This window comes from Bradyrhizobium sp. 132 (assembly GCF_023074185.1).
Classification (GTDB): domain Bacteria; phylum Pseudomonadota; class Alphaproteobacteria; order Rhizobiales; family Xanthobacteraceae; genus Bradyrhizobium.
The window spans coordinates 25,610-39,072 of record NZ_JADPKY010000170.1; the positions used below are offsets into that span (position 1 = coordinate 25,610).

The 13,463-nt window shown below is 63.6% G+C and carries 15 protein-coding genes and 2 tRNA genes; 4 read left to right on the plus strand and 13 right to left on the minus strand.

The window, feature by feature from the left end; all coding sequences use genetic code 11:
• Both IVA74_RS36580 and IVA74_RS36585 read right to left on the minus strand, forming a co-directional pair.
• Positions 1–324 carry a DUF167 domain-containing protein gene (locus tag IVA74_RS36580; RefSeq protein ID WP_247352432.1) on the minus strand — a complete coding sequence of 108 codons (324 nt, stop codon included), beginning with the start codon at positions 322–324 and terminating at the stop codon, positions 1–3.
• Entirely contained in the window at positions 324–620 is a 297-nt protein-coding gene (locus IVA74_RS36585) for a YggT family protein (protein ID WP_247352886.1), read from the minus strand. Before IVA74_RS36585 ends, IVA74_RS36580 begins: the two co-directional genes overlap by 1 nt.
• Positions 621–795: 175 nt before the next feature.
• Here IVA74_RS36585 and IVA74_RS36590 point away from each other — a divergent pair.
• Positions 796–871: transfer RNA gene (locus IVA74_RS36590), tRNA-Ala, on the plus strand.
• Between the two features lie 105 nt (positions 872–976).
• Here IVA74_RS36590 and IVA74_RS36595 read toward each other — a convergent pair.
• The 7 genes from IVA74_RS36595 to IVA74_RS36625 form a co-directional block, all read right to left on the minus strand.
• The gene (locus tag IVA74_RS36595; protein ID WP_247352433.1) at positions 977–1,789 is read right to left on the minus strand and encodes an enoyl-CoA hydratase; all 813 of its coding nucleotides are present in this window, start codon (positions 1,787–1,789) and stop codon (positions 977–979) included.
• A gap of 110 nt (positions 1,790–1,899) precedes the next feature.
• Positions 1,900–2,694, minus strand: coding sequence for a glutamine amidotransferase (locus IVA74_RS36600; RefSeq protein ID WP_247352435.1), 795 nt, complete (start codon positions 2,692–2,694; stop codon positions 1,900–1,902).
• Between the two features lie 126 nt (positions 2,695–2,820).
• Positions 2,821–3,600: an SDR family oxidoreductase gene (locus tag IVA74_RS36605; RefSeq protein ID WP_247352437.1), complete on the minus strand. Its 780-nt coding sequence runs from the start codon at positions 3,598–3,600 to the stop codon at positions 2,821–2,823.
• A gap of 227 nt (positions 3,601–3,827) precedes the next feature.
• Positions 3,828–4,316: a TerB family tellurite resistance protein gene (locus IVA74_RS36610; RefSeq protein ID WP_247352439.1), complete on the minus strand. Its 489-nt coding sequence runs from the start codon at positions 4,314–4,316 to the stop codon at positions 3,828–3,830.
• A 166-nt stretch (positions 4,317–4,482) separates the two neighbouring features.
• A complete protein-coding gene (locus IVA74_RS36615; protein ID WP_247352441.1) occupies positions 4,483–5,892 on the minus strand; it encodes an adenylate/guanylate cyclase domain-containing protein in 1,410 nt (469 codons plus the stop codon).
• Positions 5,893–5,942: 50 nt separating this feature from the next.
• A complete protein-coding gene (locus IVA74_RS36620; protein WP_247352443.1) occupies positions 5,943–7,313 on the minus strand; it encodes a cytochrome P450 in 1,371 nt (456 codons plus the stop codon).
• 34 nt (positions 7,314–7,347) lie between these two features.
• On the minus strand, positions 7,348–8,715 hold the full coding sequence (locus tag IVA74_RS36625; protein WP_247352445.1) for a hydrolase: 1,368 nt from the start codon (positions 8,713–8,715) through the stop codon (positions 7,348–7,350).
• 137 nt (positions 8,716–8,852) lie between these two features.
• Here IVA74_RS36625 and IVA74_RS36630 point away from each other — a divergent pair, with 137 nt between their 5' ends.
• Positions 8,853–10,541, plus strand: a complete 1,689-nt coding sequence (locus IVA74_RS36630; RefSeq protein WP_247352447.1) for an MFS transporter — start codon at positions 8,853–8,855, stop codon at positions 10,539–10,541.
• 25 nt (positions 10,542–10,566) lie between these two features.
• On the opposite strand, the gene IVA74_RS36635 is transcribed toward IVA74_RS36630, so the two are convergent.
• Both IVA74_RS36635 and IVA74_RS36640 read right to left on the minus strand, forming a co-directional pair.
• A complete protein-coding gene (locus IVA74_RS36635) occupies positions 10,567–10,782 on the minus strand; it encodes a hypothetical protein (protein WP_247352449.1) in 216 nt (71 codons plus the stop codon).
• Positions 10,783–10,966: 184 nt separating this feature from the next.
• A complete protein-coding gene (locus tag IVA74_RS36640; RefSeq protein WP_247352451.1) occupies positions 10,967–11,275 on the minus strand; it encodes a hypothetical protein in 309 nt (102 codons plus the stop codon).
• Between the two features lie 252 nt (positions 11,276–11,527).
• On the opposite strand from IVA74_RS36640, the gene IVA74_RS36645 reads away from it, so the two are divergent.
• Positions 11,528–12,571: a polysaccharide deacetylase family protein gene (locus IVA74_RS36645; protein ID WP_247352452.1), complete on the plus strand. Its 1,044-nt coding sequence runs from the start codon at positions 11,528–11,530 to the stop codon at positions 12,569–12,571.
• 77 nt (positions 12,572–12,648) lie between these two features.
• Here the strand turns inward: IVA74_RS36645 and IVA74_RS36650 are convergent, their stop codons facing one another.
• Positions 12,649–13,017 (minus strand): hypothetical protein, encoded by a 369-nt coding sequence (locus IVA74_RS36650; RefSeq protein WP_247352454.1) that lies wholly within the window; start codon positions 13,015–13,017, stop codon positions 12,649–12,651.
• Positions 13,018–13,092: 75 nt separating this feature from the next.
• Between IVA74_RS36650 and IVA74_RS36655 the strand changes: the two genes are divergently transcribed.
• Positions 13,093–13,248 (plus strand): hypothetical protein, encoded by a 156-nt coding sequence (locus tag IVA74_RS36655; RefSeq protein WP_247352456.1) that lies wholly within the window; start codon positions 13,093–13,095, stop codon positions 13,246–13,248.
• A 43-nt stretch (positions 13,249–13,291) separates the two neighbouring features.
• Here IVA74_RS36655 and IVA74_RS36660 read toward each other — a convergent pair.
• A tRNA-Thr gene (locus IVA74_RS36660) sits at positions 13,292–13,367 on the minus strand.
• Positions 13,368–13,463: the final 96 nt, after the last annotated feature.

Sequence of the window (13,463 nt, forward strand, 5' to 3'; positions counted from 1 at the left end):
TCAGTCTGTCGATTTGGCTGATGCGAGCTGGCGCAGAGCTTCGCCGAGCCGCGCCGGATCGCCGTCGACCGCGATCTGCTTCAGCCGGGAGGTCGCTCCCGACAGGAGCTTTACGCTGGCCTTGGGCACGGCAAGCGATTTCGCCAGCAGCACCAGAACGGCCTTGTTAGCCTCGCCGCCATCTGCGATGGCGCGCACCCGCACCTTGAGCACGCTGCGGCCATCGGCCAGCTGCTCGATGCCGTCGATCTCGTCGCGGCCACCGCGCGGCGTCACCCGCAGCGCGATGCTGATTCCTGCGGCTCCGTAACGCCAAGGTTCCATCAATATCCGATGACGAGAGGCATAACGTTGTAAACGATCAACTTCTCGATCAGATAGATCAGCAAGATCAGGATAATGGGCGAAATATCGAGGCCGCCCAGATTTGGCATGATCGACCGGATCGGCGCCAGCAGAGGCTCGGTGATTCGGTACAGAAATTCGGCAATTGCTGCGACCAATTGATTGCGCGTATTCACGACGTTGAACGCGATGAGCCACGACAAGATGGCTGAGGCGATCAAGAGCCAGACGTACAGGTCCAAGATCAGCAGAATGATTTCGAGAATAGCACGCATCTGATGGGGAGCTCGCAGGGGAGGAAGACTGCTAGATATCGGTTCCCCCCGAACCAAACAAGGGAAGTCGGTGCCGGGATGGCTAAAACCGGGTTGCACCCGTCCTTGACTTGACCTTGCCGGGGACTTAAATGGCGCCCGGTTGTCGGCCGCATTGACCAGAGCGGCCAGCAAAGGGGCCATAGCTCAGCTGGGAGAGCGCGTCGTTCGCAATGACGAGGTCGGCGGTTCGATCCCGCCTGGCTCCACCAGCCTTCGCAGGCTGCGCCTGCTTCGGCTCGGCAAGCCGCTTCGTGGCGAAGGCTGCCGCACCATAGCTCGAAGGGGCGACGGCGGCCTCCATCCGAAATTCTCCCCTACTTCCCCGTAAACCTTGGCGGCCGCTTCTCCATAAAGCTCGCCACACCCTCCCTGAAATCGCTGCCGTTCAGCGCCACCATCATTTCCCGATTGGCCTCGATCGTCGCTTCCGCCAGCGTCTGGAACGGCACCTCGTAGAGCTGCCGCTTGATCACGGCCATCGCGCTCGGCGAGACGAAATCGGCGAGATCGCGTGCATAGGCATAGGTCTCCTCGCGGAGCTTTTCCGGCGGGCAGAGCCGGTTCACCAAACCGATCCGCAATGCCTCGTCGCTCCCCACGCGCCTCGCCGAGAGCAACATATCCATCGCGTTGGCATGACCGACGATGCGCGGCAGCATCCAGCTGATGCCATGCTCGGCAATCAGACCGCGCCGCGCGAAGGCGGTGGTGAACACGGTGTTGTCGGCGGCAAAGCGCAGGTCGCAATAGAGCGCGTGGACGAGGCCGATGCCGGCGGTCGCCCCGTTGAGCATGGCGATCACGGGCTTCCCGATCGACGGATAGAAGCCATAGCGCGTCTGCCAGTCGGGCCGCCGGTTCATGTCGAAGGGCGGCAGGTTCGACGCTCGCCTGACGTCATTGGGGTCAAGCCCCTTCAGTGCATCCATGTCGGCACCAGCGCAGAAGGCCCGTCCCGCGCCGGTGAGCACAATGACGCGGACATTTTCATCCGCGCTCGATGCTTCCATCGCATGGCGCACGTCGCGTTCCATGATGGGCGTCCACGCATTCATGCGGTCGGGCCGATTGAGCGTGATGGTCGCGACCTTGTCGCTGACCTCATAGAGAATGTGTTCATAGGCCATGGCGCTCTCCCTTTGTTTGCCGGCGCAGTTTCACACGCGCTCGTTGGCGGCAAGCCTAGCATATAAAGGGATGAGACAAGGGCTTGCGCCAAGGACCTGAGAAGGCGCGATCACTCGGCGGCTTGCGCCAGCATCGGCCGGCGCGTCAGCCAGCCGTCGATGAAGTGATCGAGCCAGGCGCGTTCGGCGGCATCGTAGACGGCACGGTCCGCGAAATGGTGATGCCGCTGCCGCGCGCCGGGCGCGCTGAGGCCGTCATAGCCGCGCGTGGTCCAGCAATGCATCATCGCGTAGGTCACGTCAGGGTGAAACTGCACGCCGAACGCGTTGCCGACGCCAAACGCCTGCACCGGAAAATCATCGCCTTCCGCAAGCAATTCAGCGCCGACCGGCAACTCGAAGCCTTCGCGATGCCAATGATAGACCCGCGCCGGCCAATTCGGGCAGAGCCGGTGTCCCGCTTCTGTCGGGCGGATTGGGTAATAGCCGATCTGGGTCAGGGCATCCGCATGCGGCGCGACGCGGGCCCCTAACTGCTTCGCGAGCATTTGCGCGCCGAGGCAGATGCCAAGGAATGGCCGCTGTTCGCGGAGCGGAATTTCGATCCAGTCGATCTCGCGGCGAATGTAGTCGTCGGGATCATTGGCGCTCATCGGGCCGCCGAAGACCACGGCGCCGGCGTGCTGGTCGAGTGTCTCGGGCAGGGGATCGCCGAAGCGGGGACGACGGATGTCGAGGCGATGGCCGAGCGCGCGCAGCGCATTGCCGACGCGGCCCGGCGTCGAGGACTCTTGATGCAGGATCATCAGAACCGGCAACCGGGTTTCGGAGGCGGCGACGTGTGGCGTCCTTCTGGGGAAGGGCACCACTTCTGCGTCACCAAACCTGTTCGTCCGGAACGACATGGTCTCTGCGAGTGCTATCGGTTCAGAGCGCCAGCATAACTAAGCGATCGTTAATTTCGTGTGAGTTTGCGCACACACGCCCGATATTGAAGCAAGCTCCGGGCCACGACGGACTCGGAGCTCCCTTTACTGCCTTTGCCTCTGGAACCGGCTGGTGGCGGACAGGATGAAGCCGCGCGGGAAGAAACGCAGCGCGAACGGCACAATCTTGATGCCCAGGCCGGGAAGCACTGCCCGTTTGTTGGCCATCAGGCCGCGATAGGCCTGCTGTGCAACGTCGGCGGCAGAAACATTGAGAAGGGCCGTGTCATGTCCCGACCCAACGCCGGCGCGCGCCTGGAATTCGGTGGGCACCGGCCCCGGGCAAAGTACGGTGACGCGGACGCCGTGCGGTGCAAGCTCCGCCCGAAGGGCCTCGGTGAAGGAAATCACATAGGCCTTGGACGCGTAGTAGACGGCCATGCCGGGGCCGGGCAGAAAACCGGCGACCGATCCGACATTGAGAAGACCACCCTTGTTCCTGATGAGCTGATCGGCAAAGCGCAGCGACAGATCCGTCAGCGCGCGGACGTTGACATCCACGATGCCGAGCTGCTCGACGCGGTCGCGCTCGATTGCGTCACCGAATACGCCGAAGCCGGCATTGTTGACGAGATGATCGAGCTCGACGCCTTCGGCAGCGAGTGCGGCGGCGATCTTCTCGCCGGCATCCGCGTCCTCGAGATCGCAGGCGATCACGATCGGCTTCTTGCCGCCCTTGGCGGCGAGCTCGTTCGCGAGCGCCACGAGCCGGTCCGCCCGTCGCGCCGTCAGCGCAAGACGGTGTCCGTTCGCGGCGAACACACGCGCCAGCTCCGTGCCGATGCCCGCCGAGGCACCGGTGATCAACGTTACCCGCTCAGTCACGATCGAAGTCTCTTGAATTGAAGTTTTTTGGCCTGCAATGCTGGAACGAGAGCATGGGCCGTGCGCGACAGGCAAGCGGCGCCCGCCGCATAGCCACTTGAGCGGGAAACGGGGAAGCAGGAAAACCATGGATTTACAGGGGAATCCGGAACCCAGGCAGCCCAGAGGCTACATTAAAGTTTCGTCATGTGGTCTGTACAACCGCCAATTCGCGGTGTTGGCACAGATCACCCACCGACCGCGTTGTCCTTGACTGGGCCGCCGGCGCGGTCTGCGACCGCGTGCTTCAGGTCGATCCGGTCGCGCTGGGAAATCCCGAGCAGGTCAGAGGCGCGCCAGACGACATTGTCCTCAAATTCAGTAACCTGGCCATCGGCATAGACCAGCTCCCACATCATCTGGACGATGCGCCTGCGGCCCTCTTCGTCGAGCGAGCGCATCATGACGCTGGTGAAGTGATAGAGGTCGACCGCCTCGCCCTCGACCTCCGTCGCATCCGCGATCAGACGATCGGCAGTGCCGCGATCGAGCCCGAAATGGCTTTCGATCAGGCTGTGCAACTTGCTCTGCTCGGCAGCCGTCGGCTGACCGTCGAGCGAGACCACATGAACCAGCAGCGCGGTCGCCGCCAGCCGGTAATCACCGTCACCGAATGCGCGGTCCTGGGCATGAGGAGCAACAATGTCGGCGATGAATTGGCGCAGGCCGTCGAGCATAAGGTCCTACCGAAATCGATGAAGCCGCGGGAGCGCGGCCGCTATCAGCCTTATATGAGTGGGAAACTCAACCGGCGCAACGTGCGTCAGTTACGCACGCTGATTACGTTTCGGCAATCTGTTCCACCTCCGTCATTGCAAGACTTTGGTGAGCGTGATCCGCCCCTCACGGTATCTCGTACACCACCATCTTGTCGGCGATGCCGCGCAGGGCCGCCTGTTTCTGGATCGGCTTGATCGCACGCTGCTGGAGCAGCTCGGCAACCGCGGGCGCATCCAGCACCGGCCCCGTGATGTGAATCTCTTGTGCGGTCGACAGGCTCTGCACGCGGGCGGCGATGTTGACGGTCTGGCCGAAATAATCCTGCCGCTCGTTGAGCATCACCGCAAGGCACGGGCCTTCATGGATGCCGATCTTGACGATGAGGTCGCCAGTGCCGCGCTTCTTGTTGAGCTCGTCCATGGCTGCGCGCATCCGCAGGCCGGCGACGATCGCATGCTCGGGTCGGACGAAGGTCGCCATCACGGCGTCGCCGATGGTTTTCACCACCGCGCCTCTCTCCGAGGAGATGATCTCGAGCAGCGCATGGAAATGCGCGCGCACGAGATCGAACGCGGCCAGATCGCCGACACGCTCGTAGAGCGCGGTCGAGCCCTTCAAATCCGTGAACAGGAAGGTGAGCGAGGTGATCTGGAGCCGCTGGTCGAGACTGAGATTGTCCGCCTTGAACACATCGCGAAAGGTCTGGTTCGACAGCATCCGCTTGGCAGTCAGGAACGGCTTGCGCTTGCCGATGAGATGATGGAGCGCCTCGGCCGCGATGAACACCGACGGCAGCACACGCACGCCGGCCTGATTCTCCAGCGACAGCCGTAGCGGGCCCGGCCGCAGGGTCGTGGTTCCCGTCGGCGCCTGCACCTTGTTGTACATGATGGCGAACTGCTGACGGTCCTTGGTCGGCTCGCCCTGCACGTCGATGAAATGGGCTGCGTGCGTCACCGGCTCGAAGATGATGATGAAGTCGTTCGGCAGTTGCAGCGACATGGTCGCCCTCTCGCCGGACGAGAGCTCCATTGTATCCAATGTCACCTCGTTGGCGAGCGTCGCGAACGATTCCTTGTTGAAGTCGACGCCCGAACTCCAGAACACCTGCTTGAAATACTCCCACACCGGAAGCGTATCAGGATCATGCGCCGCAATGCGCCGGACACGCGAGTTCACGGTGAAGGAGACCTCGACCTGATCGTCGACGGAGGTCTTGTAGCCGCAGGCGCAAAGCGCACAGTGATACTCATCCGGCTTGAGCGCCTTCAGGGTCGAATGCGCCCCCAGCACGCCGCCGCAGCCCGGGCAGAGCACGTTCCAGCCGAGATCGAACAGGCCGAGCCGTGCCGAATGCAGGAACGCCGAGATCACGCGCTCTTCATCGAGGCTGTGCTCCCTAGAGAAGTCGAGGACATTGACGCGGTTGAGCTCGTGATCCTCGCCGTCCTCGATGAGGCGCGCAATCGCGTCGACCACCTTCGCATCGGCGGTCTGCTTCAGAACGGAAAACTGGGCCTGGATATCGCTCATGGCGCAACTCTATCTGTGTTGGATCACGCCATCGGCGAGGCGAGCGCCTCTCACCGACGCGTAATGCGGAACAGGGGTGAACGGTCCGGCTGGGTCGTGACGACGCCGAGCGGGATCACGGGATTTGCCGTATCTGCAAGCTCGACACGGAACGCGCCGATCAGCCGGCCCAGCGCCAGCACGGATTCGGCTTGCGCAAACGGAGCGCCGATGCAGACGCGCGGCCCCGCGCCGAACGGCAAATAGGCGAAGCGGTCGGGCGCTTCTTTCGCCATGAAGCGCTTGGGAATGAACGCATTCGGCTGATCCCACAGCTTCTCGTGCCGGTGCAGCAGCCACGGCGCGATCATGATGATGTCGCCCTTGCCGATCTCGACGCCGGCCGCGTTGTCGTTCTCGCGCGCAGCTCGGGCGATCAGGAAGGCCGGCGGGTAAAGCCGCATGGTCTCCTCGATCACCGCGCGGGTAAACTTCTGGCGATCGATGTCGGCCATGCTGTCGAGGTGCTCGCCACGGGTCTCGGAGGCGACCTCCTCCTGTGTGTCCGGATCGAGCGCGAGCAAATAGAGCGCCCAGAACAGTGCCGTCGCCGTGGTCTCGTGACCCGCGAGGATCATGGTCGCGACTTCGTCGACAAGTTGCTCGTCGGAAAAGCCCTTGCCGGTTTCAGGATCGCGCGCCTCGTCCATGAGGTCGAACAGGTCGCGCGGCGGCGCGCCGTCCTTCTTGCCCATCTCACGCCGCTCGGCGATCAGCATTGCGACGAATTCAGTCCAGCGCTTGCGGAAACGGGCGCGGGCAAAATCCATCGGGCTCGGCCAGGACAGCGGCAGCACCATGTCGAGCAAGTACGGCCGCCCGAGCCGTGCTCCGTACTCCATGACGAAGTTGCGCAAGGTCGGGCCGTGCCGGTCCATGCCGAACGAGAACATGGTGCGTCCGGCGATCTCCAGCGTCATGCGCTGCATGATCTCGCGCAGATCGACCGGCTCGCTCGTGCGTGCATCCAGCTTCACAATAGTCTCGTCGAGCACCGCCGTCATGGGCGGGACGAGGTTTGCCGTCGCGCGCGGCGTGAACGCCGGCGCGAGGGTGCGGCGCTGATGCGTCCACGCATGGCCTTCGGCAATCAGAAGACCTTCCCCGAGCACGGGACGCAGCATGCGGATGCCCGCCGGGGTGCGCGAATAATTCTCGTAATTGCTGAGCAGAACGTGCCGGATCGCATCCGGCTGGTTCAGGATGAAACTGTTGCGGAAGACGAAACGGCCCTTGATGACGTCTTCCTCATAGGCCCGCTGTCCCCAGGTCGCGATCATGTTCCGCTTGATCACCGCAAGCCGGCCGAGGAACGACATATCGTCGGGCGCACGCGGCGAGGTCGGAGGGACGATGGGCCGACGCACGCTGGCGATATTCATGGCTCTCTCCCGCGGAGGTGACGCAGGCAAATAGCTAGTAAGTCAGCTCGGCAATCGCAATCCTGTTCTTGGAGGCAGGCCAGGCGCGTGCCACAATTCGTTCTTCGTTGAATTGAGCCCCGATGCTACGCCCGACGTCGCCGGCCGGAAGGCGCAGTGTTGCTGTCGAATCCGTGGGCACGCCCGATTTGACGTCGGCCGGGCCCTTGCCGTCGAGCAGCACCACGTCGCGCGGCAAGCCGAAGTAACCGCGCGGACGCGACAGGATGACGACAGCCGCGGCGTCCTTGTCCGCGGGCCCGAGCGGGCGCGCGGCGCGCAGATGCACCATTTCTGACGAGCGGGGGAAGGGTGAGCGGTAGATGTGCGTTGTCGGCGCATCCGGCGATGTCAGGACGAACTCGAGCGACCAGGAAGGCTCGACCTGCGCCGGGCCCCAGCGGCCGTCGGCGCCGGTCTTCGCGCTGTGCACGGCATTGCCCTTGCGCTCACCGGTTTCAGGATCGACGCGAAAGACATCAACGGTTGCGCCCGCCACCGGCCGATTGGTCGGCGCGCCGCCCGGCGTGCCCGTCACCAGTCCGCCCAGCTTCACGCTCTGCTCCGGCACGATCGCGATGCGCGCGGGCTCACGTCCCGCGATGAATTTGTAGATCTCGCGGAAAGCCCGGGGGTGAAACGCCACCTCGCGATGATCAAGCGCGCCGAGCACGAGATTGGTAGCCCCCGTCAACTCTGGACCTTCAACGGTGACGCCAGTTGGCGTGCCCGGCTTGCCGATAAAGCGGCCATCGGCCTGCGCGTATTTGTCCATGCCGTCGCTGCGCAAGGTGAGAAAGGCAACACCCGGCGTCACCTCGCTCTTGCCATCGTTCAGGCCGCGCAGGAATGCGCCGCGGCCGTTGAACTCGCTGTTGAGCTGGTCGTCGGTCGCGAACACGCCGTGATTGGGCGTGCCGCACAGCACGGCATGGCTGACATCGCCGGCACCGCCGTTCTTGATCACGTTACGGATCGCATAGCCGCCGCGCGAGCTGCCGACCAGCGCCACGCGGGATGCACCGGTGCGACGCTTCAATTCAACGATGGCGGCGGCGAGCTCGCGGCGCTGGTCCTCGGTCGAGGAGCGGCCCGCTTGCTCGACCTTGTCGTCGCTTCGTGCATTGGGATCGGTGAAATTGATTGCCTGCATGCGGTCACGCGCAATGCCGTTGGATTCCATCCGCCACATCGTGGTCATCCAGAGCGCGTCGTAGTCGCCATTGCCATGGACGAACAGGATCGGCGGCACCTCGCCCGGCGCGGCGGGGGCGGGTTGGGCCAACGCGCCCGCCCGCAAGCTCGCAATTGCGAAAGGCAGGCTGCCCGCACCTTGCAAGATCATCCGTCGCGACAGCTTCATGTGTTCCTCCCCGGCAAAACCATCTCTTTGCACCGCTTATACCGGCCTAACCACTGGACAGCGAAGGACTTTCGCGGGCATCACTGAACATACCGGAATCGCTGAAGCCACTTCTGCCAGACCTCCTGGAAGGGGATATGACCGAGCAGACGAACCGTCAGAGAATTGCCGCAGACGGCATCACCGCGCCGCTACGTTACACCGTGTTCCGGCGCATCTGGCTCGCCAGCCTGCTCTCCAATCTCGGCCTGCTGATCCAGGGCGTGGGCGCCGCCTGGGCGATGACGCAGATGGCGGCCTCGGCGGACAAGGTGGCGCTGGTGCAGACCGCGCTGATGCTGCCGATCATGCTGATCTCGATGCCGGCCGGTGCCATCGCCGACATGTATGACCGCCGTATCGTCACCCTGATCGCGCTCGTGATCGCGCTGACTGGCGCGACCGCGCTCACGATCCTGGCCGGGTTCAATCTCATCTCCCCGGAAACGCTGCTCGCTTTCTGCTTCGTGGTCGGCAGCGGCAACGCGCTGTTCGGTCCGGCCTGGCAGTCCTCGGTCAGCGAGCAGGTGCCGCCCGATGCACTACCTTCGGCCGTGGCGCTGAACGGCATCAGCTACAACATCGCGCGCAGCTTCGGCCCTGCGGTTGGCGGTGTCATCGTCGCCGCGCTCGGCTCGGTGGCGGCGTTTGCGTGTAACGCGATCCTCTATCTGCCGCTGCTGGTGGTGCTGCTGCTCTGGCGGCGCAACAACGAGCCCTCGCGTCTTCCGCGGGAGAAGCTCAACCGTGCCATGGTGTCGGGCTTCCGCTACATCACTAATGCGCCGCCGATCAAGATCGTGCTGCTGCGCACGCTGGTGATGGGCCTGATTGGCGGCGCCATCATGGCGCTGATGCCGCTGGTCGCGCGCGACCTGCTGCATGGCGGCGCGCAGACCTACGGCATCATGCTGGGCGCCTTCGGCATGGGCGCAGTGGTCGGTGCGCTCAACATCCACGAATTGCGCAAGCGCATGAGCGGCGAAGCCGCGATCCGCGCCTGCACCATCTCGATGGCGTTTGCGATGGCCGCGCTCGCGGTCAGCACCGAGCCGGTGCTGACCGCGGCTGCGCTGGTGCTCGCAGGCGCAGTCTGGATGGCCGCCGTCGCGCTGTTCAATATCGGCGTGCAGCTCTCGGCGCCGCGCTGGGTCGCCGGCCGCTCGCTCGCGGCGTTCCAGGCCTCGATTTCCGGCGGCATCGCGATCGGTGCCTGGGGCTGGGGCCATCTCACCGACTATGCCGGTGTCGAGGTTGCGCTGCTGACGGCCGCCGGCCTGATGCTGATCTCGCCGGTGCTCGGGATCTGGCTCACGATGCCGCGCGTCGGTGCCCGCAACGAAGACGCCGATGTGCTGGCCGATCCGGAAGTCAAACTGTCGCTCACGGCGCGCAGCGGGCCGCTGGTGGTCGAGATCGAATATCGGGTCAGCCAGGAGAACGCGCGCGCTTTTCACAACGTGATGCAGGACGTGCAACTCTCCAGGCAGCGCAACGGCGCCTATGGCTGGTCGATCGCGCGCGACATCGCCGATCCCGAATTGTGGACCGAGCGTTATCACTGTCCGACCTGGCTCGACTATCTGCGCCAGCGCAACCGCTCGACCCAGTCCGAACGCGCGCGGCATCAGGAGGCGATCGCCTTCCATATCGGCCCCGATCCGGTGCGGATCCGCCGCATGCTGGAGCGCCCGTTCGGCTCGGTGCGCTGGAAAGAAGACACGCCGGATCGCGCCAGCACAGAGGTGCTACCGGTGGTCGCGACCGCGGCGGGGAGCAGCACGTAGGTTTTTCGCAATCCGACCCCGCGTCCTACTGCCCGTGGTCCGTCAGCACCTTCTCGCAGCCTTTGCTGAGTCGGGTACGGTTCTGCTTCAAGCAAGCGAGCACGGCGCCATCGCCGTTGTTCATCACCGGACGGCAGAAGCGCGTGACGTCGCGTGCGCAGGCGTCGTGTCCGGGCTGCTGTTGCGCGGACGCGCCCGATGCGCACACAATCAAACAAACAATGAAAAGAAATCTGGTCATCGCGCAATGCCTCTTACCCGGAAGAACGTGCGGGCGAAGCTAGTGCGACGATCTCCTGGTCGCAACGGCTTTATTCGCAGACTGTATGCGCCGCCGCGTGGCCCCGGCTTGACGCCGGGGCACATCGCGAGGGGAGCTAACCGACGCAACGATCGTTACCGTTGCTGTTACTGACCGTCTCTTACTAACCGTCCTGGGCGTCAGCGACCTTGCGTGACGCGCCACCCTTGGCGAGATCCTTGTCCATCACCGCGCGGCAACCGACGCTCAGATCCGAACGATGCTTCATCATGCACGCCGTGATCTTCGGGATGTTGGGGATTTCCGACGAGCACAGGCGGAAGGCATCGCTGGTGCACTGCTGCTGCGCTTCGGACGAGAAGGCGAAGCTCGAGCCGGTTGCGGCGATCGAGACGATGGCGGCAAAGCCCAGAGCCAGGCTGGTGTCGCGGATCTTGCTACTCAAGGACTTGGTGTTCAGCGAGATGGTCATTTGAAGCTCCCATTGGCACCGCGGAACCGGGCCCGTTGTTGATGGGAACGACGATGCTCCAGCAAAACAGTTTCGACTGTGATGACGGTCACGGGCGGCCCCCGCTCTGTGACATCGGTCACTTTGGCGCACCCCGCTGAAATTCCTTCGGATCCGCTGTCGTGTTGGTGTCACGTTAACCGATCCTTCGCATTAATGGATCGGCGAGCGGGAAATTCCGCAGATTTGGTTGCGTAATTGGAAAGAGTAGCGATGCGTAATGCGTTGGGCCTGATGCTGGCCAGTGTAGTTGCAGCGGTCGTGATTGCCGCCGGCGGTTGGTTTTATTATTCCTCGCGCGCCGATCAGGCCGCTCCCAAGACAATTGCAGCCCGTGCCGCCGATCAACTGCCGGCACCGGCAAAGCTCGCCGCCAGGGATGACGTCGAGACCACTGCAGCGATCGCCGGCAAGCCGGCGTTACCCGCTCCGGCGCCAGCCCCGGCCATGCCGGTGCAGCAGAAATCGACCTGCGCAAATCCGAATGCACTGGGCGTGTCCCGCGTGGTCGAGATCGACACCACCGGCGGTCCGGGCTTCGGCTTCGAAACCTTCAAGCAGTTCGACTTCCTCACCGACAAGGAGGTCGTGCTGACCTTCGACGACAGTCCCTGGCCGGTCAACACGCCCGCGGTGCTGAAGGCGCTTGCGGATGAATGCACCAAGGGCCTGTTCTTCTCGGTCGGCAAGCACGCGACCTACCATCCGGAAATCCTGCGCCAGGTGCTGGCCCAGGGCCACACGGTCGGCACACACACCTGGTCGCACCTCAATCTCAACAGCAAGAAGTTGACGGAGCAGCAGGCCAAGGACGAGATCGAGAAGGGGTTCAGCGCGGTGAAGCTCGCGCTCGGCACCAACCCTGCGCCGTTCTTCCGCTTCCCGCAGCTTCAGCATAATCCGGCAATGGTGAGCTATCTCGGCACCCGCAACGTCGCGATGTGGTCGACAGATCTCGATTCTTTTGACTTCAGGAAGGGCGCTACCCCCGAGAAGATCGTCGAGACGGTGATGACCAAGCTCGACAAGCTCGGCAAGGGCATCGTCCTGATGCACGACTTTCAGAAGCACACCGGCGAGGCACTGCCGACGCTGCTCGCACGGCTCAAGGCCGGCGGCTACAAAATCGTGCAGATCAAGGCGAAGACGACCTTCCAGACGCTGCCGGAATATGACGAGGCGCTGCTGAAGGACCTGAAGGTACCGACCTCGAGCGCGCGTCCGATCGGAAACGTGGTGCAGACGGTTTCGCAGTAACGCGCCCGATCAGATCAAAAACTCTTGCGTCATGGCCGGGCTAGTCCCGGCCATATGCTTTTGGGACCAAAGACACCTTACCAATAGATGCCGTGGCGATGCAGCTCGCCGATGATGCGACCTTCGGTCCAGCTGCGCTTGTGCTTCGGCTTGTCCGCCTTCGCGGCGGGTTGGATCGCCGCGGGTGCTGACGTCGCCATCGTCGTGGTCGGCGCGGTCGCAGCAGGGGCCGTGAGCGAAATCGCGGGCGGGCGATCGAGATATTTCGGAGCTTCGGCGGCTGGCGCTGCTTCGCTCACCTGCGTCGGCGCGCTCGTTGTCGCCGTCGTTTGCGGAGCCGAAGCCTGTTCGTTGGTCGAGGCCAGTGACAAGCCGCGCGGGCCGCCGGCCTGGGCAGATGCGGAGGCCAGCACCATGGCGGCGGCTACCAGAATGATCTTGCGCATATGAATTCTCCCCGTGTTTGGCGTGAGCTGGACACTATGGGAGCCGATCGCGAGGTTATGTGATCACGATCACTCATGCTGGCCGGCCAGAAACTCGGCATCAAGGAGGTCGACGACGGCATTTGGCTCGCCAGCTTCATGCACTATGATTTGGGATATTTCGACCTGGAGCAGAAAACCCTGCAACCCCTCGACAACCCGTTCGGCACGAGGTTGTCACCCATGTCTTAGGTACGACCTGTTACCGATGTCTCCGGACTGGACACTGAGGCGCTGGTGCCGCAAGAGGGATTCGAACCCCCGACCCCGTCATTACGAATGACGTGCTCTACCAACTGAGCTATTGCGGCGAACCCCGCCGGAACACGGCAATGCCGGTCCCGATACGCGCGATCGTGATATCGGGCATGGCCCGAATTGGCAAGGTGGAGCCGGCTTCGAAATGC